Source organism: Palleniella muris, from assembly GCF_004792655.1.
Lineage (GTDB): Bacteria > Bacteroidota > Bacteroidia > Bacteroidales > Bacteroidaceae > Prevotella > Prevotella muris_A.
In genome coordinates, this window is record NZ_SRZC01000017.1 from 19,155 (window position 1) to 44,268 (window position 25,114).

Here is a 25,114-nt window from a genome sequence, read left to right on the forward strand (position 1 = left end):
TGCAATAAAGTTAACTTTAATTGCTGAGCCGAAGCCTATCTTATGCAAAGGTACAACAATCCACAAGCGATTCCAAATTTTATAGGGGTATCATTAGGGGTATATAACAGAAAAGCATAATAATCACACTCGAAATTATACCCTTTATGATATAATTTCATGAAAACACAAATATTTATACCCTTTGTGGTATAATTTGAAATATTTATAGTATCTTTGTACCCGAAAAGGTATAATTTCAATCATCATGAACAACATTTCCGTCACAGTAAAAGCTCTACGAAAAAAAGTACAAAATATTACCCGATTTTGAGGTAATGACTTAGCAACCGTCCCATTTACTGCATTTTGCCTTGAATTGCTTTTCAAGTAACTCCTTTTGGGTGCAAAGATAACACTTTCATTTTTATTCATGTAAATACTTGGACTTTATATCATAAAGTTACAACTTTTTTCGCTAATCACCATTTTTTCAGACAATTAATTTCGTCGAACTCGCGTTAATATCAATGTTGTATAAATACAAATGATAGATAATATGAAGGATATTCAGTATTTTTTACATGAAGAAGAAAAATATTTAGCATCATCACAAGCTAATCCGGAATTCGTTTGGAATGATGAGGATGAAGAATTTCACCAGAATGACCCATTGAGTTTTTTACACAAAAAAACCTTTTCAAACTTTCCAGCATAGTAATATTGATAAGGAAAACAACTATGGGCTAACCGAGGTTGAGAAAATGATATTTACTTGTTTTATTGGCAATATATCATACGCATTCAGAGATGATTATTATCCTGGAGAAGTACCAAAAATCGTTCGCGAAATGCAAATGGTACTTCATAATATAATAGTAAAGGCTCCCAAGTATAATGGAAATACATTATATCGCTTTACAAAACCCGGAGATAAAACAGATTTTAAAATTGGAGAGATTTATCAACCGCTTCATAGCCTCACAACTACAACAGAAGATTGGAAACAAAACAAAAGCGATGTTTATATTATAAAAACTCTTCCTAAAAACGAAACCCAAGCACATAATTTATACGTTATCTATAATCAAGGCAATGAGAACCAAGTTAATTTTTTAGAAGGAACTTCATTTAAAATTACAGATATAGAACAAATAGAAGACACTACATATAAACGAATTTGACACTTTAAGTTGCCAAAGGTAATCTTTCGCCGGATAAAAGGTGACACTTTACCATGCAAAAGGTTACCTTTCGTAATGTGAAAGATAACCTTTTATTATGTATTGTTTTATTAAAGGGTAAAATATTATATATCAACAAATTAGCAAGCAACAGACATCCATAAAAAGTTCTCCCCTCATTCCCTCGCTGAAAGCGGGAGGAATGAGGGGGGGGGGAGAGAACGGAGGGATAAAAACATCAAACAACCTTTTCCGTTATTTCTTTATGTACTTGTAGCCATTGAGGATGTAGACACCTTCCGGCAGTTTGTCATAGTCAGACGCGGAGCAGACATAAGCTCCCATGACTGTATAGACATGGTCGGTCTTGGCAAGTTGGGTGCTGTTGGAGATGACCGGGAACTTGTCGATGTTTGTGGAGATGTAGGAATCCTCCGCAATGCCTGCCTGTGCATTCAACGAAACCTTCTTGGCGTTCTCATCTGCGGAGTTCGTTGCCACCTCAAGGGTCACGGTGCAGGCAGGAACTTGGAAGTTATGAGCCTCCGTATTATAGTATGCAAGGCTGCGATATGACACAGGAATCTCCGCTTTCACTGTCTCGCCGGCTTTCACCTCCACACGCTTGAAGCCCACAAGACGCTTGTTGAGATTACCATAGCAACTGTTTCCGCCGAAAGTGGCGTAGACCTGCACCACCTCGGTACCGTCGCGCTTGCCGGTGTTCTTCACGTTTACAGTGACAACGGCGTCACCGCTTGTCTTGCTGATTGACTGCATGTTAAGGACAGGTGTCTCGTATTCAAACGTAGTGTAGGACAGTCCGTAGCCGAAAGGATACATCGGTTTCTCCGCCTGACACGGATTCTTCGCGCCCTTGCCATAGTACATGTAGGTGTAGCCCCAGTCGTCGATGTTGTACTCCATCATGCCCTTGCGCTTGAACTCGGAATAGTTCTTTGCCGAAGGGTCCTCGCTCGGCAGTTCATCGATGCTGTTGTACCATGTTGAGGTGAGCTTTCCGCCCGGGTTTATGTCACCGTAGATGGCATCACAGATAGCTTGTCCCTGTGCCTGCCCGCCATACCAAGCCTCCATGATGGCAGGGAGATTCTCCTTTGCCCATGTGATGTCTACTGACGAGCCTGTCTCAAGCACGAGGACAGTGTTATGGTTGGCTTCATAAAGAGCTTTCAGCACCTCGTCCTGATTGCCGGGAAAAGTGAGCTGCCAACGGTCGTGCGACTCTGTGCCTGTGGCATGGTCGGCAGGCTTGTCAAAGTTTGTGCCGCCTATGAATATCACAACGTCGGCGCGCTTTGCAACGTCAACGGCACGCTGTATCATGGTGGCAGAGGCTTTCTCATTGACATTTGCGGATGTCTTGCAGAGATAGAGCGGGCCTTGTGTCTCTTCGGCAGGTATCTGTGGCGCGTCCGGATTGCTGAACTTGAACGACTGGTAGTTGCCGCAATAGCTGTTTGTGCCGGAGAACTTCACGTAAAGGTCATGCACACCGTTGACAACGGCAGGGTCGACCGTGGCTGTAACGGTTGTCCATTTTGTCCAGCTGCCGGTGTCTTTGTTGCTAACAGTGAGGAAGGGCTTGTTGTCCTTTGAGTCAAGGCAGAAGCTCACTGTGCCCAGGCCACTGCTCTTCGCGCCGCAAGTCATGGCGAAATCCGTGCATCCTGCCTCACCGAAATTGACTTTCTCGTAAAGGAAGATGTCACCCAGGGCAGTGTTCTCAAGGTTTCCAGCCCCCTTGTCATTGCTGCCTTCTCCACGCTTTGAGACAACCGCCTTGTCAAACGGCACGGCAGGAATGTCACCTGTGCGTGCCTTGGAGAGTTCAAAACCGAGTTTCTTTGTGAATGCCTCGTAAGGAGTTGTCGTGTATGTCGGTGTACCGGAGTAGTCACCGAGCATGATGGCATCGGCATACGGACCTATGAGAGCCACTTTCTTGTCCGCAGAGATAGGGAGCAGTCCGCCATCATTCTTCAGCAGTGTGATGGACTCCTGTGCCGCTTTCAGTGCCAAAGCCTGGTTTTTCTCACTTTCGAGAGTGTTGTCTATCGGGTAAGTGTAGTTATCAAACTCACCGAGAGCGAAACGAGTCTCAAGCACGCGCACCACGGCTGTGTCGATGTCTTCCTCCGTAAGGTTGATGTAGCTTGGGTTGGAATTGATGACTGTCGTCTGCTTCCTGTCCTTTATCGGGTAGTCTTTCTCCAATGCACGGAAAGCAGGGTCAGTGGCATTCATCGCCGCACGCTGCATCACTGAGGAGTTGTTCATGAATTCACAGTTAGTGTCGCAGCCCGCCTTTATGGCAAGTGTGGCGGCACGTGCCTCCATTACCGGCTGCACCTGTGTGGGCAGGGAAGAATAAGGGTCATGGATAGCGCTGAAGTCCTTGCCTCTGTTGATTTCTCCGTCTGCTGTATAGCCTCCGAAATAAAGATGCTTCGTGTCGCGATAGATGCAGGACAGGCCGGCGCAGTCTGACACGACATAGCCGTTGAAGCCCCACTCCTTGCGGAGGATGTCGGTGAGGAGCATCCTGTTGCCTGCGCATGGAAGGCCGCCATGGGAGTCCTTGTAGCCGGCGCCTGCAGCGTCCTTCTCGTTGATGTCTGTGGAAAGAGCATTGTAGGCCGCCATGACAGACTTCACGCCGGCGTTCTTCACCGCCATTTCAAATGCTGGAAGGTAGTATTCGCGCATGTTCTTCTCTGTCACGAACGATGTTGTCGACTGTCGTCCCTGCTCATAGTTGTTGGCTGCAAAGTGCTTTGCGCAGGCTATAATCTTATAATAAGGTGTCTCGGGAGTCAGCTCTCCTTGGAATCCTTTGACAAATTCCACGGCAAGAACGCCCGTGAGGAATGGGTCTTCACCATAGTTCTCCTCCTCACGTCCCCAACGCGGGTCGCGCGACATGTTGATTGTCGGTGACCAATAGTTCAAGCCTTTACCTTTGTTTATATGGTAGATGCGAGCCTCGTCGGATGTCGCGCTGGCACAATCATAGATGAGTTGTGGGTCCCAAGTGGCGGACATGCCCTTGGATTCCGGGAAAGAGGTTGCCGGTCCGGAGCGTGCCACACCGTGGATAGCCTCGTTCCAATACTGGTAGGACGGCAGGATAGTGACGCCATTGCGTCGTATCGGTTCGCTGACATTGTTGCCGAGCTGGTCGACTTTCTCACGCAGTGTCAGTTCCTTGCATAAGAGTTTCGCACGTTCATAGAAGCTCAGCGATGTGTTCATCCATGGGAAATCGTCTGCGGAGGCTGACATGGCAACTGCCAGGAAAGCAGTAAGAATGGTTTTCTTTTTCATTGTTCGTATGATAGTTTAGTTATGGATTATTTTTTACAGTTTGATGCTTCATGCCACAAAATTAGTGATTACATAAATAAAAAACAGGGCAAAAACTGACGAAAACAGAGGAGAAAAGATGATTTTCGCATGGGAAACAAATGTTTTTACGCTATTGCCGGCGGAAACAACAGTAATTGTTTTTGGTGTATAGCGAAGAAAAATATTGCTCTAAGAATCCAAAGAATTCAAAGAAACTGCAGCTTCGCCTTTGCACAACCTATTTGCATTGGGAAGAAAATTTCTTTGGATTCTTTGGATTCTTAGAGCAATAACTGCTTTGAGGAACATTGCCATAGGGGCAAGTAGCTGCCACAGGCTATTCCACTGTACTACTTTCCTGACACGATGGCTCTTCCTTCGCACTCTTTCGGAACTCGGAAGGGGACATTCCGGTGTGCTTCTTGAAGCATTTTCCGAAATACTTCGGGTCGGAGAATCCTACCTTATACGCTATCTGCGAGAACGGTTCGCGAGTGCCTTTGATAAGGTCTTCCGCTCGCTGCATGCGCACATGGCGAAGGAAATCGGCAGGCGACATGTCGGCAATCTCCTTTATGCGCTCGTAGAATACTGTACGCGACATTTTCAGTTCCGAAGCCATATTGTCCACACGGAGGTCGGAATCGGCGATATTCTCCTCTATGTAGGCAAGCAACTTGTCCATGAACACCTTGTTCTCATCGATGAAATCGGGAGTTTTCAACAGGAAACGCACCTTTCCGGCGTCAGCCTGCTCCACTGCTTCCTCTGTGATTTCGACCTTCTTGCGACGCATATAGTACACCATGCCATACACGATGCAGAACAAAAGGCACAGCACGCACAGTGCCCTGCCCCACCAACTCTCGAAGAATGTCGGTTCGGCATAGATGTCTATCGACTTGACATTGTCCATCCATACACCGTCACTGTTGGTGCTTTTGACATAGAGTTTATGGTTTCCGGCAGGGAAATCGGTGAACGAAGCACTGTTGCTGCCACGGCGGAGGTAGGTCCAATGGCCGTCATCAAGGCGGTAAGCGTAACGGATTCCGCTGTTCTCTGCGTAGTCAAGTGCTGAGAAATAGACGGTCAGAGTGCGTTTGTCGACACTGACTTCCAGGCGTCCGATGTTGAGCAACGGCTTCATACCCTCATTGTCGTGATAGTCTATCGCTGTGAACACTATGGACGGACAGTAGTTGCTTCTATTCATCTGTCGTGGCAGGAATGAGAGTGTGCCACCCTCCACGGCAAGGATTATCCTGTCAGTCTCGGCATCATGGGACGGCAAGGCTTCCGTAATGTTGACATCGCCAAGGTCATCAGTACCGTATTCCGTGACATTTCCGCTCTTGTCAAGACGGAAAATGCGGGAGTCACTGACCATCCACAGGTTGTCATCATTGTCGCGCACGAGTCCTTGGACTGTCTGTTCGTTCTGCTTGTTGACCTCCTTGAACTTCAGATCGTCGGCAAGCAGGTTCTTGGACGTAAGCAGCTGGCAGCCACCGCCAAGTGTTGCGACATAGATTCTGCCATCCTTCATCCTGCATGTCTGCATGACATCGCTGCTCGGAAGCGAGTTTCTGTCGTTGTTTTCGTGGCAAGAAATGTAGAAACGGGTGGGAGCCCCATATGTGAACTTGTCAGAGAAGGTCACCAATCCACCTGTTGTTGAGACAATGACAACACCGTCCGGTGCCACATCTATGCGTCTCACCTTGTTATGTTTGGACATGTCCCAGGCAAGGTTTCCGTTCTTAGCGTTCTCAATGCTCCATATCCCGCCGAGGGTGATGATGTTGAGACCGCCGTCGAAGGTGGCGACGAGTATGCGCCCGCGTGTGTCTTCGCAGATGTCATAGATATTGTCGCTGCTGATGGAATACTTGTCGTTTTTGTCACAAACGAAATGGGAAAGTTTTCCGTTAGGCCATCTGAGATAGAGACCGTCACCTTTTGTGCCTATCCAAAGCCTGTCTTTGCTGTCACGATACAGCGCATAGATGCCTTTTCTTGCACGAAACTCGAAGCCGGCGCCATAGAGATTACCGTCGATAGTGCCTGTAATCACAGTCCCATCCTTGTCTTGAAGGACAGCGCGCGTCTCACGATTGTCGCTGCGGCGACTGAGACTGACATTTGTTGTCATAAAACTTACCAGCGCAAGGTTATGCGGACACAACGCCCAGAGATTTCCTTGGTGGTCACTGTAATAACGCCGGATGCGTGGCACAACACGCTTCAAACTGTTTGTCGGCACCAGCGGATAAGCTACAAGTGTCCCTGTGCGCTCATCAAAATAGGAGAAAGTGCCGTTTGTCGGCACGACCCACACTGTTCCATTACTGTCTTCATGGAACAAAGGCTTGTCGGAATGCGTCTCATCCGTAACGTTCGGCAAGGACGCATGAAGCCATTTCACATTGGTTTCCTTAGCGTTGAGATTCACAAGAGCCACTCCCGTAGCTGCCGTAAAGCACCACAGGCGGTGCTTGGAGTCAACAAAGATTTCCAGAACCTCCGCAGAACCGCTGCCGGAATCTTGCAGAGAGACATGCTTCTCGCTGCCATTCCTTGTGTCAAGCACCACTATGCCGGCATCGGTTGCCATGGCTATACGGTTGCGGTCAATAGGAATGCAGGAGTTCACGTGCCTTCCTTTGCGTGGTTCAAGCCATGTCTTGCCGTTCATGACATGGACATAGTCGTAGCGTTCCTTGGAGACAAACTTACCATCACAGTACGCTCCCTTGTCCGTAAAGCACCATTCGCGCCCTTTTTCGTCAAGGCAGACCTTATGGAGCTTGCCCGGAAACGAGAACCGCTGTATCCCTTTGCGCTCACGGAGAAGAGAGTCCGTGACCCTGTAATGCTCCGTTTCCTTTCCGACGAACCATGTATGACCGTTGGAAAGCGGATAAACCTTGCGGAGCTCGAACGGTTTCCGTATGCTGTTCGCACCTTTGCCCTCACCGTAAGATGCTATTATCGCCGATGCATCGATATACTCACAGATATGGCTGTCGAAAAGATAAGCCCTATCTGTGTACGTAACTGTCCACAGATTGCCGTTATGTCCGTGGGCGATATGGCTCAGGTGGTTGGTAGGCAATACGGTTTTGCCCGGCACATTACGGAATGTGGTGAACTGATAGCCGTCATAACATGACAGTCCGTTCCACGAAATCATCCATGCAAGGTTGTCCGTGGAATGCACAAGTCCGGAGATTACGCCTGCCGGCAGTCCGTCTTCCGTTCCGAAAATGCGCACTTTACAACGCGGCTGTACCGCTGCCGCCACATTATCCAGTGACAGCAACAGCACAGCCAGTATTGTTGTAATGATGTGTTTCAAAATAGTATCAGAGATATTTCGTGCTTATTTTCCTGCCAAAGCGACCTTCCAGCGCTCGTATGCAGCCTTGTATTCGGCTGCCTCAGCCTCCGGTTTCTCTGTCGCAATGTGCTTCAGAGTCTTGAAAGCGTCATCACTGTCCTTATAGATTCCTGCACCGATGCCTGCACCATAGGCAGCACCTACACTGCCGTCTGTCTCATACAGCTCGATTGTCGCTCCTGTAACGGCGGCAAGAGTACGGCGGAACAGCGGTGAGAGGAAAAGGTTTGCATGTCCCGCCTTGATGGTCTTGATGTCCATGCCCATCTGTGCCATGATTTCCATGCCATAGGCGAAGGAGAAAGCGATGCCTTCCTGAGCAGCGCGAAGCATGTGTGCCTTGGTGTGAATGTTGAAATTTATGCCGTGGACAGACGCTCCCGGATTCTCATTCTGCAGCACACGCTCCGCTCCATTGCCGAAAGGAATGACGCTAAGTCCCTCTGCTCCAACAGGAACAGACTCTGCAAGGTCGTTCATTTCGCTATAGGAAATGCCCTCCGGAGCCACAGTGCGCTTCATCCAAGCATTCAGAATGCCGGTGCCGTTGATGCAGAGAAGCACGCCGAGACGGGTGTCCGGTTGGTTATGGTTGACATGTGCGAAAGTGTTCACGCGTGATTTCGGGTCGTAGTTCACCTCACCGAGCACACCATAAACCACACCTGATGTTCCTCCCGTTGCAGCAATCTCGCCCGGTTTCATTACATTCAGGGAGAGAGCATTGTTAGGCTGGTCGCCGCCACGATAGGAAATAGGTGTGCCTTCAGGGATGCCAAGTTCATCGGCGATAGCCTTGCAGACACGTGACTGCACTGAGAATGTCGGCACAATCTCCGCAATGATGTCGTCAGAGAAGCCGAAATGGTTCATCACATCACGCGAAACCTCATTGTCCTTGAAGTCCCAGAACATTCCTTCCGACAGACCTGAAACGGTTGTTTTCTTGTCTCCGCCTGACAGACGCATGGCGATATAGTCGCCCGGAAGCATGATTTTGTCGATGTTATTATAGATGTCAGGCTCGTTTTCCTTGACCCATGCGAGTTTGGCAGCCGTGAAATTGCCGGGAGAGTTAAGCAGATGACCGAGGCATTTCTCACCTCCGATAGCCTCAAAGGCAGCGTTTCCGTAAGGCACGGCACGTCCGTCGCACCAGATTATTGACGGGCGCAAAGGTTTTCCGTCCTTATCCACGCAGACAAGTCCGTGCATCTGGTAGGAGATTCCTATCGCTGCGACTGCGGAAAGTGGAGAATCTCCACCGATTTTCTCACAAACGCGCCGGGTGGCGGCACACAGTTCGTCCCACCACATCTCAGGTTCCTGCTCTGCCCATCCTGCCTCTTTGGAGATTATCGGTGCCTCCTGGTCAGGATATTGCGCACTTGCCACTGTCTTTCCTGTCGCTGCGTCGACGACAGAAGCCTTTACTGAAGATGTCCCGATGTCATATCCCAGCAAATATTTCTTTTCCATAAGTCGTATAGTTTTGTTGTTTGTATGGTTTTAATCATTATGTGTTAAACAAGCCAACGGAACGACAATGCAGCCTTTCCATGACAGACGCATTGACATTCCGTTAGCAAAATTAATAATAAGTTCTGAATAATACAAATTTTATGGGCAGAATTTCAATGTTATGCCGCATCTTGTTCGTTTATCTGCCAACTTGTTATTCCGCGCTCTTTTGTGCTGAACGCTATGCCGATGCTGACGATTGGCAGGTTGAGAAGTGAGAAGCGTGCCGGATAGTCCTTCAAATCTATCTGCTGCATAGCCTCATCGCTTGGCGCATCAATCTTTGTTTCTATCAGATAAAGCTTGCCGAAGAGCTTCATCACAAGGTCAACACGACCGTCGGAAGTATGCACTTCCACATCGCCATAGCCTCCGAAAAGCGAGAAGATGACGTAGAGCATCTGCTGCCAGTGACCTTCGTAATTAATGTTATCACAATAAGGGACAGTCTTGAAGAACTTCTGCAAAAGTTGCAAAGCTCCATCCATATCGTTCTGATAGAATGCACGGACAAGGCGGTTGATGGTCATGTTCGTATCGGACGATTGTATATAGTTTGGCAACAATGCCTTCATCAGTCCGATACGCACCTCATTGTTCGGGATGTCAAGTGTATATAGGTCGAACAATTCCGAGTAGTCTTTTATGGTGACATACCCGCTTTGGTACATCAACGGCATGATTGAGTGCATTGTTTCCACAGGCGTGTCAAAGTCATCTGCAGTCGCCTCGATTCTTGAGCCTATCTCTGACGGCAGAGTGTTGTATTTCCGCATCATCTCTATGAGATAAGTCGGAGTGCCGGAACTGAACCAATAGTTGCCTATCTGCATACGGTTAAAGCAGGTCAGGAGGCTGAACGGGTTGAAGATGTCCGGCGATACGGAGGAGAAATGGTAACCGTCGTAGTTGTATTTCAACCGTTCTATCGCTTCTTCGCGACTGACTTTCAACTTCTCTGCCAGCAGATCAATGTCCTCACTCATGTCGGTGAGCAGTTCTTCTTTTGTGATTCCGCAGATGCCGGCGAATCTGTCCCACATCGTGATGTTGTCGATGTTGTTCAGTTCGGAGAAGATACTGAGCTGCGAGAACTTTGTTATTCCGGTGAAGAACACAAAGCGCAGATATGGGTCGCAAGCCTTCAAAGGACTGTAGAACGCACGCATTATGTGGCGAAGATTCATCAGTCTGTCTCCCTCGTGTGCCACATCAAGCAGCGGAGCGTCATACTCATCGATGATGACGACCACCTGCTTGCCGGTCTTTTTGTATGCAGCCTCTATCAAATCATCAAGATGTGAGAATGTCGGCATCCTCTCTGTGGCGTAAATACTTTCGTATCTGCGCATCTGGCGCAACAGATATTCCCGCAATTGTGCCTCATCCATGTGCTTGTCCTTGCTCATGTCGAAATGCAGCACAGGGTATTGCTCCCATTCTTTCTCAAGCTCCGCAATCTTAAGACCCTCAAAAAGCTCCTTGCGCCCTTCGAAATAGCAATGCAAAGTACTTGCGAGCAACGACTTGCCGAAACGGCGCGGACGACCGAGGAATACATTTTTTGCATTCCCGTTTGCCAGATTATACACATAATCCGTCTTGTCGATGTACAAGTAACCTTTCGTCCTTATTTCCACAAACGACTGTATTCCGAGTGGGTATCTGTGCTTTTCCATACTCTTGATTGCTTTTTATTTCGCCACAAATATACTACTTTTTGCCGACATAAGCAAATTTGCATTCTCTTTTTTGCGCCTTTATCTTACGGAAGGTGAACAATCAAAGATGTTTTGACGACAGAAGAGCCGTACATGTCATACCATCATCCATGGCTATGCCATTGAAATGACAGTTTTAAAACGGTGAAAAATCTTTACAAACGAAAGCAATGGGTTTTCTAATTATTTCTGTTCAAAAACCTTGAAAACACGTCTTTTCAAGGGGAAAATAATACTTTCACAAATCATTTCTATTAAAATAAAGAGCAAAAGGTATCACTTTATGATTCAAAAGCTATTGATTAGTATTGCCATTCGATACCTTTTGGACTGTAAAGTGATACCATTTGTCATGTCAAGCGTTACCTTTCGCTATAAAAATGGATAGTGATAAGAATACAAATATCCTTATACCATTGATTACCAACACAGTATAAAAAGCATAAAATCCACGCAATAGTTTTGTTTTCCATGTGTGATTTTAGTTTTACGCGACTATTTGCGTTAAAAAAGGCGTGAGTTTTCTAATTTCCATTCGCTTCCACCCTACTCATGCTTCATCACCCCCGGGTCGGTCTTCCGTGGTCGGAGGATGCGCTCAGCCTCAGCAAATTTCCTGCCACGGGACAGACTGACATTCAGTTGCAGAGTCACTTTGTTGCCCATATCGCCGGAAGAGACACGGAGATTCCTATGCAGATTGCGGTTGAGAAGCTCAATGTCGTTCACCGCAACATCCTTGCGGAAAGGGTTCTGCCAATGGAGTGCAAGGTTGAAAACGTGGTTGAAGCGGTAGGAAGCAGACAGGGATGTCGTGATGCAGCCCTTCGATTTTGTCTCGCCTTCCATGAAACTCCAGCCGTTACCGGCAGAGGCGGAGAGCATAAGCCTGCCGAGATAGGCGTTCATCTGCGCACTGTACATCAGCGAAGTGAAGGTGTGCGTATAGTCATCGCCATAGTTCCAGCAGCGCGACACTGCTCCGTAAAGCGACACATCGAGCTTGTCGGCAATGAGATGCAGGGTTGTATAGTCACCGACAAACATCATCCTGATTGACCCTTGGTTACGCCTTGTGAACAAGAACTGCGTCGTGCCGTCGTCCAAAGTGTTGCGAGTAATGTTCTGCATTATGGTGTTGCTCCTGTAATAAAGGTACATGGCGGAGAGCTGCGAATCGACTTTCTTCCCCGCAAACGACAGCAGGAGACTGTGCTCATTGCGGTTGTCGGGCTTCAAGGAAGGATTGCCGACGGTCATTTCCTTTATCACGCCCGACGGCAAAGGCACTGTTTCGTCGGTTGTCGTGACATCGTTCAGGAACATGTTCTTCGGTGCGTGGATTGACAACTCGTAATTGTAACGCACGAAAAAGGCAGGCGAGAACTTGTAACTCAGCATCACGACAGGACGAGGCAGCGTATAACGGAACGACTCACCGCCCTGAGTGTAGCGTTTTTGTGCCAGTCCAATGCCGGCTTTCCAACCCAGTTTGCCTGACGAACCGCGCAACTGTGCATAGGCGTAGACCTCCGATTGGCGCATCAGGGGTGAGTTGGCAATATCGCCGGAGTACTCGTTGCTTATGCGGTCACGGCTGTATTGCAGCCCTGCCGACAGCGTGAAAGGCTTCAAACGGTTCTCGTACAGCACCTCACCGCTCACAGAACGCATCTTTCCTCGCACACTATAAGCATACTCTCCGACATCTTCGCGACGGTAGTCATAACGGCTGCCGACATACGCTGCCGTGGCATTGGCGGTCAATGTCTGCTTGTGCGGAAGATTGATATTGACATATAGGTCCAGCTGCGGTGAGGAATAGCGGTCGCGAATGTTGGAGACAACATTTGCAATGCCCACCGGTGTCTCCATTTCCCGAACGCGTCGTGCCTTGGGAGCGTGGGAGAACGCACCCGACAAAGCCACATTAAACTGATATTTTCCTTCATCCGCAAGACTGTATCTGAGGCGCATCGTGCCGTCAATGCCTTTGTCGGGATTGACAATGTCCTTGGCAAAGGCGGTGTACTCTGTACCGTCGGCAAGGGTGTAGGTAGTGGTTCTCTCCGTCATAACTCCGTCACTGTAGCGCAATCCGCAACCGTAATCCAAGGAAATCTCACTCTTGCCACGGTTGAAGCGTGCGAAAACGTTCTGCGAACCGCGCAGGCAGGTCAGCGGTTGCGTAAGTTCTCCGCCAATGGTGTAGCCGCTTGTCGGTCGCACTACATTGATGTTTATTACATAAGCGATGTCCTTGCCGTAGCGCAATCCCGGCTCGCGGATGAAGTCAACAGACTTTACAGTCGCCATTTCCAGAGCCAAAAGGTCTTGGGAGGTAGCGACAATGTCGTTGATGCGTATCTGCACACCGCCGAGAATGTCAGGGGATTTTATCTCCTTCGTCACCTCATCGACAGAGATTCCCGGCAAGGCGAGGGTTTTAAGGAGGGAATAGCCGGTGGCGGAAGCCTCCAACTGCCTGCGTGTGGGGAAGATTCGCTGGCCGTTTTCGGTGTTCACAACCCTGTGTCCCTGCACCGTAACCTCCCCTATCTCTATCGGTTCTTTTACAGAAACGGTGTCGGAAGGCTCCTGTGCCAATAATGGTGCGGACATAAAAACGAAGCATGACAACACTGCTCCCGCCATGCTTCGCCGGCAGGAAAACGCTTGCCGGAATGCCATTGTGGCAAGCGTAGGATGAATAAAATCAAATAAATAAAAGCCCATATCTTTGCATCTGTGATTTGTTTGCAGTGCAAAGGTATGGGCTTTTTATGTTTTAAGTGAGGAAAACTGTCTGACATTTGCCTGACATTATTCCTGACAAACGGCTAACAACTTGTTTTTCAGTCGCAAGAAGTTTTGTCCTTCAGCATATATGCACGTCCTCTGTCCGACTCGATGTGCAGGTTTCCGTACTGTTCTATGATAGGTTTTATCCTTCGGACGAGCGTGTAGAGCGTGTCACTCGCATCCGGTTTCTTGGGCCAGAGGTCAGCGCAAATCCTCTCTTTCGGCAGTCGGTGGGCATCGGAAAGGAAGAGCATTTCCATCAGACGGTGCTGCATAGGCGTGAAGCGCACCTCCTCTTTCTCCGCTGTGTAAAACCGTTTGCATGCCAAATCGTAGGACAAACCTCCAAAACTGACCACATCTTCCACCGCATTTGCCGCCACCAAAGGATGCCGCCGGCGATGCCACAGCACCCCAACCGTCCACAATGCCGTCAGCAACAGTAGCACTGCCGTCATCCTTTGGTCAGACATCCGCAGCACAGTAAGGAACGGGCAGCAGGCGTCCGCTTCAAGAACAGTGGCGTGACGGTCACCGATTCTGACCATTCTCACAGAGATTGCCGCCGTGTCCCTTATCTCCGCAATGGCTATATTGCTGCGATAAACACTGACGGTGTCGGGAGTTATGACATCGCTCCGCTGCTGTCGCAGTGCCACGGCAAGTGCCCTGTCTGCCTCATGTTGCAGGCAAGCACTCTGATTCTCGTAACTGCAATAGCTTGAGAACAGCGCACTGAGAAGCAGCACAAGGAATACTGTTATTGAAAGGTATGGTTTCATAAGGAAACTTTGTTAAAAAATAGCCATTTTGTTGCATTTTTTTGTGTAATTACACCTATTTAGGCAACAAAGTTACGTTTTTATTTTGAATTATCCCAAATTTATCAGAACAAAATCAAAGATACAACACTGTTATTACATTATTTGTCACTTTCCAAGACTTTCATCTTGCAGCAAAGTCCTTTTACTAAGTTTTGAAGACTGCATCAAACCCGGAAATAAGCCAGCGAATCTCTGTAATCATCCTGTGCCGTAAGACAAGTGTCCGTAAGATAGTCTTTTATGCGCGGCCATTCTCGCAACCCACGGTAATAGAACATTTTCAGTTCATCCGTTATAATAAAAGGTATGATTCCGTTGGCAAGGCATTCCTTGAACATTACAAGCCGTCCGACACGACCGTTTCCGTCCTGAAACGGATGAATCAACTCAAACCTCCAATGGAAGTTTAGAACGCTCTCAAGGTCTTTCTCCTGCAAAGACCGGTAATCGGACAATAGCGCAGACATATCCTGCGCAACATCTTCCGGCAACGAAGTCTCAACACCTCCCACTTCGTTTGGCAGGCGTTTGTACTCTCCGACAGCAAACCAACTTTTGTCACTGTCGGAAGTTCCTGCCTTCAGAAGCGAATGAAGATGTTTGACAAACTCCTCGGTCAGAGGTTCTTCGGCATTGGTGATGATATAATCCATGCAGCGGAAGTGGTTGGATGTCTCTATCACATCATCGACATTCACAGCCTCTTCCGTCACTCCTATTGTGTTTGTCTCAAAAATATAGCGTGTCTGCTCGTGCGTCAGGCGGCTCCCCTCAATATGGTTTGAATTGTATGCCATATCAATCTGTGTCCTATGGTAAATCCCACCCTTAAGGCCCGTTTCGCGTTCCTCTCGCAGTCGCAGCAGCAATCGCTGTGTTATTTTCGTATCACTCATGGTTTTTCTTTATTTCTCACTTATTGCTATCACATCACATTTACAGGACTCCATCGCATCAAGTCCTCGCGGACATAACCCACACGGTCACCATAGCCGAGCTTATACCAGCCTTTCTCAAAGCCAAGGCATGGGTAGGAATCCGGCACACAGCCTTCCTCTGACTCTATCGTCCCAAGTTTCGGACTCGCTGTTGACGGTCGTTGACGGACATTTATTGTGCCAAAGTCTCTTGCAAAAAGGAAGCCGTTGCCTTTTTCTGCCGAGAAATTGACAACACGTGCACCGGCTTTCGGCACAAGACCATAGTCCTGAACCGCCACAAGATAGTTGTCGCCGCTCTCGCCAATGTAACGGCTGACAGAACCGTTTTCCCGGATAACGACATCAGCGGATGTCGCCCAACGTTCGTCAGGCGTAAGCAAATCGGCGGAAACGATACTCATTTCTGCCGTCGGACGGAAGTTTTTAGAATGCCATTCAAGTGTCGCGCCACCGGCAAGGTCGGCGAAAAGGTAATGTCCTTGGTATTTCATGGAAACGGGAATGACAAACCCTTTGCCTTCGGTGATTACAAACGGGGCATCCCTGAACATCGAATCAACAAGGCACAATCCTACAGGAGCACCGGATTTCACCCTCAACGTGAAGTCCTCCACCTGTCCGTTAGCCCACCGTGTGGCAGGAGTGAGCCGGTAAGGTATCTCGAAACTGCATGCAACATTATAACTCATGCGGTAGCGGTAAGTATGGTGCACAATGTTCTTCCCGTGTTGGAAGCGAGCCGGGAAATAGTAAGCATAGGCGAAAGACGTGAGACTGTCAAGTTCCTGGTTATAAACAGCATCCTCATAAGGCAGGATACTGTCCGCAACCTCTCCATATCCCTTCCATTTCGCAGCATCAAGAGGAGTGAAATCTGTGGTATGCACACCGTCAACCCAGCCTGTCGCGACAATGCCGTTTGTGTGTTCCAGCTGTTTGCCGTTTATCATCACCGTGAAATCATGGATGAACGGATGCCCACCTTCACGTCTCAGCGGCTCCATGGTGTTATATGGCGAGGAGGCTTCAAATGCCATTGTCACGGTCTTTTCTTCTCCACGGTTGAAGAACTCGTAAAAGACATCGACATGCGCAAAGCCGTCTTTCCCGACAGTGATTGTCAGAATCTCCTTTGACACAGCAACATCGGTTTCCTTCACAGGCACAAGGAAATTCCCACTTGTGAAGTAAACACCATCGTTGGCATATACGCGCACTGTCGCAACAGCGACAAGCAACATCGCAAAAACCAGTCTCCTCATAAGCCCATTGTTTTTATTATTCTTCACAAAATTACATAATCTTATCAAAAGGCATGCATATTTCATGAAGAATTTTGATTTATTTGCATTTGAGAAGCCTTCTCCGTCAATGGCACAAACTATCTGAAAACACAGCAACCAACTGTCCGTTTTCGGACATCAGGTATTTATTACCGTACACAAGCGTATGGCAACCAGCATTGATTATCAAGCATTTGCATGTTTGGCATGGTTTTAGCGATAATAAACAGCGTAACAGCAAACAAACGAACAAACTAAAAAAACAAAAAGAAATATGGACAGAGAAATTCCAAAGAAAGAGATTCTGATGCGGAAAAGGAAGAGCCTCATCAAAGTGGCGGCGGTCATTTTAGTGGCAATCATTGCGGTTGTATGCGTCATGCAGGCATTCATGAGCAGTGTTTACATGCGCGACCTTGCCGTGAGCGATGTGGACAAAGGCACGATAGAGGTGAGCATCACTGCCTCGGGACGCGTCACCGCCTTTGACGAGATTATCAATTCGCCCGTGTCAACGCGCATCCTCGAGGTGCTTACGCAGGAGGGCGACAGCGTCAATGTCGGTACAGTACTCATGCGTCTTGACCTTGACAAAGCGGAGACCGACTACCAGAACGCCGCCGACCAAAGCGAAATGCAGCGTCTGGAGATGAGCAAACTAAAGGTGAACAACACCACACAGCTGAACAGTCTTGAGATGCAGGTGAAGGTTTCGGAGATGAAGGTCAACCGCCTTGCCACCAATGTGCGCAACGAACGTTACCTTGACAGTCTCGGAAGCGGGACAACGGACAAGGTGCGAGAGGCGGAACTTTCCTACAAGACTGCACTTTTGGAACTTGAGCAGTTGCGCCAACAGCTCGGCAATGAGAGGCGTATGAAGCATGCCGACGAGAAACTGAAATCGCTGGAGTGTGACATTTCCGACAAAAACCTTGGCAACATGCGCCGCACACTTGCCGATGCACAAATCCGTTCGCCACGCAAAGCGGTTGTCACCTACATTAATAATAATATGGGAGCAATGGTCAACCAAGGCGAAAAAGTGGCGGTGGTCAGCGACCTGAGCCACTTCAAGGTGGAGGCGAGCATCGCCGACGCTTACAGTGAGCAGCTTGGCATTGGTGGAAGGGTCATCGTGCGCATCGGCAGCGACAAGCTGGAGGGTTCTATCGCCTCTATAACTCCGACCTCAAAGGACGGTACAATCAATTTCACCGTACGTCTTGACAACCCGAGCCACAAGCGTCTGAGGGCGGGACTGAAGACAGATGTCTACGTGATGAACTCCGTTAAAGACAACGTTCTGCGCATAAAGAACGGCTCCTACTACATCGGGCAGGGCGACTACGAGCTCTTTGTCTTCGACGGTGACGGTGAGTTGCGCAAGCAGAAAGTAAAGTTGGGCGACTCCAACTACGATTATGTCGAGGTCATAAGCGGACTGAAACCCGGCGACCGTGTGGTGGTCAGTGACATGAAGGAATACAAAGGGAAAAACAAACTGAAGGTGAAGAAATAACAACCAAACACAAAGCAATATGCGACAAGCTATTAATCTTCTTAAGCAGCACAAGCTGTTCAGCGGAATTAACATCCTCGGAACAGCCTTGACCATCGCAATGACGATGACGATATTCATCATCCTTTATGTCAAGTTCGGGCATATCTATCCCGAACAAAACCGCGACCGCATGCTTGTTGTGGGACCTATCAAGTCCTATCCTAAAGGAAAACCGGAGAATTACCACATTCCGATTGGACATTCTGTGCTGTTTGCCAACGAGTATCTTGCAAAATTACCTCACGTGGAAGCTATTGCAACAGCTATTAGTGATTATGGGAAACAGGGAGTCTTTATATCAAAAGACCGTAAAGCAGAGGCCGTGGTTACCGCGACAAATGAAGGCTTTTGGCGAGTGTTTGGCTTTAACTTCATCGCAGGGCATCCCTATTCACGCAAGGATGTGGCAAGCCATGCTAAAGTTGCTGTCGTATGCCGTTCCTTGGCACAAGAGTTTTGGGCAACAACAGATGCTGTCGGACGCACGCTTACGGTAAGGGATTCTGTCGAAGTGAAGATAATAGGAGTTGTTGACGACTGCTCTTTGGCTGCCACATCATGCTATTCGCAAATATGGATTCCCATTCAAGGAAGCGACACTGTTCTTCCCTCCTTTTGGACAAGCAACCTATATGGCGGATGCGCCTCCTATCTGCTTTGCGACAATAAGAAGAACATACCATTGATACAGCAGGAGGCGGAGAACATTATGAAGCGTATCAGCAATGCAGACAAAGAGGATGAATATTCGTTAATGGGGCAGCCTGACACATTTGTCAAAAGCGCTTTGCGCACTGAGTTTACAAAAGATTATGATGAAAAGGCATCTATACGTGGATTTCTGTACATACTTTTGGCAGTCCTGATTATCCCTTCGCTGAATCTTAGCGGCATGATTAGCAGCCGAATGAACAGCCGTTTGCCCGAACTTGGTATACGCAAGGCGTACGGAGCAAGCAACCGACAGTTGCTTTTCCAAATGATGAACGAGAATCTTTTGCTCACGGCAGCCGGCAGTTTGATAGGATTATATCCAACTAAGGAATAAAGTTTCCGGACACATTAATAAAATGCGTCTGCAATCCGCACTTATCGGTTTCGCACTGTTAAGCATTTTCCTCGGAATGCTCGGCACATTCTGGATGCGTTGCAACGCCCGTCGTGCCGAAATCGGACTGATGCGCAGCATGGGAGCGCCGAAAAGGAACATAACAAACCGTTGCTTGCTGGAAGCTGCCATACTTACCACGATAGCATTCGTGTTGATTGTTCCGATTATGTATCTTTATGCTGATGCCAATGGGTTCTATGTGATTGATGAAAAGTTGGTCGAAAACGGACAGCTCAATATAGATTACCCGCAAAACAGATTCGGAAGCCATTTCGCATTGGTAACAATAATAACTTATGTTGTGCTGCTTGGCATATCATTGCTTGGCACATATATCCCTGCGACTCTTGCCGCCCGAATGCAGCCGGCTGACGTGTTGAAGGATGAATAAAACAGTAAACAACAAATTAAACAAAACAAATACAATTATGGAAATCATCAAATTAGAGCGTGTAAACAAAATCTACCGCACAGACGAAATCGAGACTCAGGCATTGGAGAACGTTAACATAGAGATTGAGAAAGGCGAATTTCTCAGCATCATGGGACCTTCCGGCTGTGGCAAGTCCACACTGCTTAACATTATTGGACTGCTTGACACTCCCACATCGGGAACAATAACCATTGACGGAACCAACATTGCAGGAATGTCCGACAAACATCTGGCACAGTTCCGTAACAAGACATTGGGCTTCGTGTTCCAGTCTTTCCACCTTATTCAGTCGTTCAACGTGATTGACAACGTGCAGCTGCCACTGCTCTACCGCAATGTCTCTGCATCCGAGCGTGAGGCTCTGGCACGCAAAGTACTGGAGCGTGTAGGCATGACCCACCGCATACACCACATGCCAAGCCAACTTTCAGGCGGACAGTGCCAGCGCGTGGCGATAGCAAGAGCCATCATCGGTAACCCAGAGATTATCCTTGCCGACGAGCCGACAGGTAACCTTGACTCAAAGATGGGTGCGGAGGTGATGCAGCTGCTCCACCAACTCAACAAGGAGGACGGACGCACCATCGTCATGGTGACCCACAATGAGCAGCAGGCAGAGCAGACCGACCGCACCATAAGATTCTTTGACGGCCGTCAGGTGCAGTAAAACAGGCAGCATAACAAATAAGAAAAAGAAATGAAACAACTGATAAGACAGACCATCAACCAACTGCGCCAGCAGCCTGTCATCTCGTCCGTGACCATCATAGGCACGGCACTGAGCATCATGCTCATCATGATTGTCGTGATGATGCAGCAGGTCAAGGTTGCGCCATTCGCACCCGAAAGCTATCGCGACCGTATGCTTCACTACTCTTTTTGCTCTGTGGAGAACACAGATGTAGAGAACAGTTGCAGCAACCACCCTTGCACGGAAGGCATGCTGAAAGAGCTTTTCAAACCGATGGACATACCGGAGGCGGTGACAATCTACACATGTAACACCGAAGCCATGGCTGTCGGTGTGGCAGGACAGCCAAACATCAAGGCGAACATCCGTGAGACTGACGGCGACTATTTCAAGGTCTTTGACTTCCATTTCATTGCAGGACAGGCGGCTTTCGCGGACTTTGACAACGGCAGACCCGTCGTTATCCTCTCTGAAAGCACAGCCCTCAAAGTGTTCAACACCATCGAAGGCGTTGTGGGACGTGAGGTGAACATCAACTACATGCCTTACAAGGTCGTGGGCATCGTCAGCAATGTCAGCACTTTGGCTGAAAACGCCTACGCAGAGGCATGGGCACCGTACAAGGCAAACGATGCGACAATGAACAGCGAGTACAACAACGGCACCGGTGGCGTATTCTCCGCGACAATCCTGGCAAAGAGCCGTGACGACTTTGATGCCATCCGCCGGGACTATGAGAAGCGCCTTGTCGCTTTCAATAAAGGATGGAGCAAAATCGATCACAAGGTAATCTCCCGCGGCAGACCATACGACCAGGAGAAGAACTCCATAAAGGTTGGCGCGAACAATGAGCCGGATGTGGAGAAGGAGCGCATGTTCAGATGGCTGGTTTATGCCATACTGCTGATTGTCCCTGCCGTCAACCTTACAAGCATGACGCAGAGCCGCATGCGCCAAAGAGTGAGCGAGATAGGCGTAAGGCGCGCCTTCGGCTGCACACGCCGGCAGGTTATGAGCCAGGTCATCAACGAGAATCTCATCGTGACCCTCATCGGCGGCGCGATTGGAGTGCTGCTCGGAACCATCACCGCCTACCTGCTGACAAACATCCTCTTTGCTCCGGACTGGAGCATCGTGGGCACAACACCAACGGTCAATCTGGCAATGCTCATACAGCCGACGACCGTAATCCTTGCACTTGTGTTCTGCTTCGTGCTCAACCTGCTGAGCTGCGGACTGCCGGCACTGTGGGCTTCAAGGGTGAACATTGTTAACGCGTTAAACAAAAGGAAGTAAGATAAGACCATGATAAAGAAACTTTTCACACAGATGCGCAACGAATGGCGCTCCAATGTATGGCTTGCCATCGAGCTGCTTATAATCAGTTTGCTGTTATGGTTTGTGTTTATGTCGCTCTGTACAAAGCTGGACATCTATCTGCGTCCGTTGGGATTCGATGCCAATCATTGCTACAAGCTGTCAATGGGCATGGTAAACAGCAAGAGCACCGAGGCGAAGGACTATAACAACAGAAGCGAGGTGAACGACGATGTGGAGGAACTTGTCGAGCGACTGCGCCACTACGAGGGCATCGAGGCAGTAAGCCTCTCTTGCAGCTCTCATCCCTACAACGGCAGCAACAACTGGAATCCGTGCAGGATTGACACAATGACAGTGGACTGCGTTTACCGGCAAATCACCCCGGACTTCATCAAAGTGTTCCGCTACGAGGGCGCAAACGGCGAGACTCCCGGGCAGTTGGCGGAGAAAGTCAATGCCGGCGGAATCTTTGTCTCGGAGAGTTTCCTTGACCTATATGGCAAGGACATAAAGGAATATGTGGGCAAGGAAATGGTGAGTGTCTTTGACTCCACATGGAGCCCGAAGATTGAAGGTGTCTTCAAGACCGTCCGTTACAGCGACTTTGACAACGGTTTCTCAAGCCGTTCTTTCTTGGTGAAGCCAAAATGGAGATTTGGCAACGATGCCGAACTCTGCATCCGCGTGAAACCGGAAGCTGACAACGGGTTCATGGAACGCTTCATCAAGGACAAGGAAACGCGCTTCCGCGTGGGCGGACTGTACATCTCTGACATCAAATCGTTTGAGGACATCCGCGCCAATTTCCACCAAAGTGACTACAACTCTCTGCGCAATGCTGTCACGATAGCAGTGTTCCTCCTGCTCAACATCTTCCTCGGACTGTTCGGAACGTTCTGGTTCCGCACGCAGCAGAGGCGCACCGAGATTGCCCTCCACAAGGCTTTGGGAGCAACCAACAGCGATGTGTTCATCCGATTGGTAAGCGAGGGACTCTTTGTCCTGCTCATCACAGTGCCGTTTACGGTAGCTATCGCATCCTTGATATACTATTACGGTCTGTTCTTTTCCGAGGACTCATGGTATACAGGAGTGGAAAAGATAATCCTTATAAGCGGAATCACCTCATTCGCTGTCATAGCATTGGTGATTGTCATCGGCATCTATTTCCCGGCACGCAAGGCGATGGGCATAAGCCCTGCCGAGGCATTGCGTGACGAATAGGAGGAAATGAAAAAAAGGACTCTCCGGGGGCATTTTCCCAATATATCATATTGAACGCCTCAATATATCATATTGAACTCCTCAATATATCATTTTGAGAATCTCAATGTAGCACATCGGGAAAGTATAGCAACCACTTGTTCCTGAACCATGCGGAAATGTATAAAAAACAACCAAACAATTCTACGATTATGAAGCAATTAATAGTTATAAATAAAAGGACATTAGGATTAATTGCATGTGCCTGGCTGTGCGTGAGTATAGCCAGCGCACAATCTCGCAGCCTGTCACTCGAAGAGGCTGTCTCTTTGGCAAGGAAGCAGAGCGTTGACGCCTCGGTGGCACTCAACGAACTGAAGACGGCGTATTGGGAGTACCGCACATACAAGGCGAATCTTCTGCCGGAGATGAACTTCTCTGCCAGTCTGCCTAACTATCAGAAGGCGTACAGTGCTTATCAGCAGGATGACGGCTCATATACTTATGTGCGCAACAATTATCTGAACATGCAGGGCGAACTGAGCATCGACCAGAACATCTGGCTGACGGGAGGCAAACTGTCCATAGCGACCTCACTGGATTTCATGAAGCAGCTTGACGGGACAAAGGACCGCCGCTACATGTCCCTGCCGGTGGCTATAACTCTGCAGCAGCCTGTCTTCGGTGTGAACTCCATAAAATGGGATCGCCGCATAGAACCGGTGCGCTATCAGGAGGCTAAGGCGGCGTTCATTTCCGCCACGGAGGATGTGACAATAAAGACCATAGACTATTATTTCAACCTTCTTCTTGCAGGAGAGAACGTGGGAATCGCCGAACAGAACCTGCGCAATGCCGAGAAACTTTATGAGGTGGCGAAGGCTAAAAGGGAGATGGGGCAGATAAGCAAGAACGACCTTCTGCAAATGGAGCTTAATGTGCTTGACGCACGCTCCTCGCTGACGGGCTACGAGAGTGCAAGGAAGAGTTCGATGTTCCGCCTGCAATCGTTCCTCGGACTGGAGGACAACGAGCAGATTGTGCCTGTCGTTCCCGACACTCTTCAGGCTATAGAACTGAGCTATGGCGAGGTGAGGGAGAAGGCGCTGAGGAACAACTCTTTCGTGCATAACATACGCCGCCGCCAGTTGGAGGCGGACTATGCTGTGGCAAAGGCGCGCGGCAACTTGCGTCAGGTGACACTCTTCGCACAGGTGGGGTTCACCGGCACCGCCCGTGATGCCGGCGATGCTTACCGCAATCTGAAGGACAATCAGGTGGTGCAGCTTGGCGTTAAAGTGCCGTTGCTTGACTGGGGCAAGCGTCGCGGACAGGTGAAGGTGGCGCAGAGCAACAGGGAGGTGATGCGCAGCCGTCTGAAAAAGGAGACAATGGAGTTCAACCAGAACTTGTTTATCCTTGTCGAACAGTTCAACAAGCAGCAGGAACAGCTGGACATCGCCAACCGTGCCGACGAGATAGCGCGCAAGAGATACGACACAAACGTGGAGACGTACATGATTGGCAAGATCTCCACTCTCGACCTCAACGACTCTCAGACGACCAAGGACGAGGCACGGCGCAAGCACCTGACCGAGATGTTCTACTATTGGTACTATCTCTATCAGATACGCAGCCTCACTCTATGGGATTGGCATCACAACACGGGTATCGACGCTGATTTTGAGAAGATTATCAAAGAATAACCTTGTTGCCACTCCAAAAGAAAAATATCTCTCGAAGAATACAAAGAAACAAAAGAATT

Annotated in this window: 17 protein-coding genes; 9 read left to right on the forward strand and 8 right to left on the reverse strand. The window is 48.7% G+C overall.

Annotation, left to right across the window (positions count from 1 at the left end; genetic code table 11):
* Window positions 1–526: 526 nt before the first annotated feature.
* Together E5358_RS15365 and E5358_RS10290 are read left to right on the forward strand one after the other, a co-directional pair.
* On the forward strand, window positions 527–697 hold the full coding sequence (locus E5358_RS15365) for a hypothetical protein (protein WP_277821255.1): 171 nt from the start codon (window positions 527–529) through the stop codon (window positions 695–697).
* A 46-nt stretch (window positions 698–743) separates the two neighbouring features.
* The gene (locus tag E5358_RS10290) at window positions 744–1,163 is read left to right on the forward strand and encodes a hypothetical protein (protein WP_277821256.1); all 420 of its coding nucleotides are present in this window, start codon (window positions 744–746) and stop codon (window positions 1,161–1,163) included.
* A gap of 255 nt (window positions 1,164–1,418) precedes the next feature.
* Here the strand turns inward: E5358_RS10290 and E5358_RS10295 are convergent, their stop codons facing one another.
* The 8 genes from E5358_RS10295 to E5358_RS10330 all read right to left on the reverse strand — a co-directional run bounded on the left by E5358_RS10295 (window position 1,419) and on the right by E5358_RS10330 (window position 17,006).
* Window positions 1,419–4,511 carry a beta-glucosidase gene (locus E5358_RS10295; RefSeq protein ID WP_135940106.1) on the reverse strand — a complete coding sequence of 1,031 codons (3,093 nt, stop codon included), beginning with the start codon at window positions 4,509–4,511 and terminating at the stop codon, window positions 1,419–1,421.
* Between the two features lie 358 nt (window positions 4,512–4,869).
* A complete protein-coding gene (locus E5358_RS10300; protein ID WP_135940107.1) occupies window positions 4,870–7,893 on the reverse strand; it encodes a helix-turn-helix domain-containing protein in 3,024 nt (1,007 codons plus the stop codon).
* Window positions 7,894–7,917: 24 nt separating this feature from the next.
* Window positions 7,918–9,414 (reverse strand): xylulokinase, encoded by a 1,497-nt coding sequence (locus tag E5358_RS10305; protein ID WP_135940108.1) that lies wholly within the window; start codon window positions 9,412–9,414, stop codon window positions 7,918–7,920.
* A 161-nt stretch (window positions 9,415–9,575) separates the two neighbouring features.
* Window positions 9,576–11,135 carry an ATP-binding protein gene (locus tag E5358_RS10310; protein ID WP_135940109.1) on the reverse strand — a complete coding sequence of 520 codons (1,560 nt, stop codon included), beginning with the start codon at window positions 11,133–11,135 and terminating at the stop codon, window positions 9,576–9,578.
* A 588-nt stretch (window positions 11,136–11,723) separates the two neighbouring features.
* Window positions 11,724–13,913: a TonB-dependent receptor gene (locus tag E5358_RS15370; protein WP_277821257.1), complete on the reverse strand. Its 2,190-nt coding sequence runs from the start codon at window positions 13,911–13,913 to the stop codon at window positions 11,724–11,726.
* A 119-nt stretch (window positions 13,914–14,032) separates the two neighbouring features.
* The gene (locus E5358_RS10320) at window positions 14,033–14,761 is read right to left on the reverse strand and encodes a winged helix-turn-helix domain-containing protein (protein ID WP_135940110.1); all 729 of its coding nucleotides are present in this window, start codon (window positions 14,759–14,761) and stop codon (window positions 14,033–14,035) included.
* 206 nt (window positions 14,762–14,967) lie between these two features.
* A complete protein-coding gene (locus E5358_RS10325; RefSeq protein ID WP_135940111.1) occupies window positions 14,968–15,699 on the reverse strand; it encodes a Fic family protein in 732 nt (243 codons plus the stop codon).
* 29 nt (window positions 15,700–15,728) lie between these two features.
* Entirely contained in the window at window positions 15,729–17,006 is a 1,278-nt protein-coding gene (locus tag E5358_RS10330; protein ID WP_135940112.1) for an SH3 domain-containing protein, read from the reverse strand.
* A gap of 295 nt (window positions 17,007–17,301) precedes the next feature.
* Between E5358_RS10330 and E5358_RS10335 the strand changes: the two genes are divergently transcribed.
* The 7 genes from E5358_RS10335 to E5358_RS10365 all read left to right on the forward strand — a co-directional run bounded on the left by E5358_RS10335 (window position 17,302) and on the right by E5358_RS10365 (window position 25,055).
* Window positions 17,302–18,549: an efflux RND transporter periplasmic adaptor subunit gene (locus E5358_RS10335; RefSeq protein WP_135940113.1), complete on the forward strand. Its 1,248-nt coding sequence runs from the start codon at window positions 17,302–17,304 to the stop codon at window positions 18,547–18,549.
* Window positions 18,550–18,568: 19 nt separating this feature from the next.
* Window positions 18,569–19,639: an ABC transporter permease gene (locus tag E5358_RS10340; protein ID WP_135940114.1), complete on the forward strand. Its 1,071-nt coding sequence runs from the start codon at window positions 18,569–18,571 to the stop codon at window positions 19,637–19,639.
* Between the two features lie 22 nt (window positions 19,640–19,661).
* Window positions 19,662–20,093: an FtsX-like permease family protein gene (locus tag E5358_RS10345; protein ID WP_135940115.1), complete on the forward strand. Its 432-nt coding sequence runs from the start codon at window positions 19,662–19,664 to the stop codon at window positions 20,091–20,093.
* A 43-nt stretch (window positions 20,094–20,136) separates the two neighbouring features.
* Entirely contained in the window at window positions 20,137–20,802 is a 666-nt protein-coding gene (locus E5358_RS10350) for an ABC transporter ATP-binding protein (RefSeq protein WP_135940154.1), read from the forward strand.
* Window positions 20,803–20,832: 30 nt separating this feature from the next.
* Window positions 20,833–22,122: an ABC transporter permease gene (locus E5358_RS10355; RefSeq protein WP_135940116.1), complete on the forward strand. Its 1,290-nt coding sequence runs from the start codon at window positions 20,833–20,835 to the stop codon at window positions 22,120–22,122.
* Between the two features lie 9 nt (window positions 22,123–22,131).
* Window positions 22,132–23,370 (forward strand): ABC transporter permease, encoded by a 1,239-nt coding sequence (locus tag E5358_RS10360; RefSeq protein WP_135940117.1) that lies wholly within the window; start codon window positions 22,132–22,134, stop codon window positions 23,368–23,370.
* A 191-nt stretch (window positions 23,371–23,561) separates the two neighbouring features.
* On the forward strand, window positions 23,562–25,055 hold the full coding sequence (locus E5358_RS10365; RefSeq protein WP_135940118.1) for a TolC family protein: 1,494 nt from the start codon (window positions 23,562–23,564) through the stop codon (window positions 25,053–25,055).
* Window positions 25,056–25,114: the final 59 nt, after the last annotated feature.

Bases quoted from the DNA above. Each gene is read 5' to 3' on its own strand.
- E5358_RS10305 (WP_135940108.1), bottom strand. From the start codon at position 9,414: ATGGAAAAGAAATATTTGCTGGGATATGACATCGGGACATCTTCAGTA.
- E5358_RS15370 (WP_277821257.1), bottom strand. From the start codon at position 13,913: ATGGGCTTTTATTTATTTGATTTTATTCATCCTACGCTTGCCACAATG.
- E5358_RS10290 (WP_277821256.1), top strand. From the start codon at position 744: ATGATATTTACTTGTTTTATTGGCAATATATCATACGCATTCAGAGAT.
- E5358_RS10340 (WP_135940114.1), top strand. From the start codon at position 18,569: ATGCGACAAGCTATTAATCTTCTTAAGCAGCACAAGCTGTTCAGCGGA.
- E5358_RS10310 (WP_135940109.1), bottom strand. From the start codon at position 11,135: ATGGAAAAGCACAGATACCCACTCGGAATACAGTCGTTTGTGGAAATA.
- E5358_RS10330 (WP_135940112.1), bottom strand. From the start codon at position 17,006: ATGAGGAGACTGGTTTTTGCGATGTTGCTTGTCGCTGTTGCGACAGTG.
- E5358_RS10325 (WP_135940111.1), bottom strand. From the start codon at position 15,699: ATGAGTGATACGAAAATAACACAGCGATTGCTGCTGCGACTGCGAGAG.
- E5358_RS10355 (WP_135940116.1), top strand. From the start codon at position 20,833: ATGAAACAACTGATAAGACAGACCATCAACCAACTGCGCCAGCAGCCT.
- E5358_RS10335 (WP_135940113.1), top strand. From the start codon at position 17,302: ATGGACAGAGAAATTCCAAAGAAAGAGATTCTGATGCGGAAAAGGAAG.
- E5358_RS10345 (WP_135940115.1), top strand. From the start codon at position 19,662: ATGCGTCTGCAATCCGCACTTATCGGTTTCGCACTGTTAAGCATTTTC.
- E5358_RS10365 (WP_135940118.1), top strand. From the start codon at position 23,562: ATGAAGCAATTAATAGTTATAAATAAAAGGACATTAGGATTAATTGCA.
- E5358_RS10295 (WP_135940106.1), bottom strand. From the start codon at position 4,511: ATGAAAAAGAAAACCATTCTTACTGCTTTCCTGGCAGTTGCCATGTCA.
- E5358_RS10360 (WP_135940117.1), top strand. From the start codon at position 22,132: ATGATAAAGAAACTTTTCACACAGATGCGCAACGAATGGCGCTCCAAT.
- E5358_RS15365 (WP_277821255.1), top strand. From the start codon at position 527: ATGATAGATAATATGAAGGATATTCAGTATTTTTTACATGAAGAAGAA.
- E5358_RS10320 (WP_135940110.1), bottom strand. From the start codon at position 14,761: ATGAAACCATACCTTTCAATAACAGTATTCCTTGTGCTGCTTCTCAGT.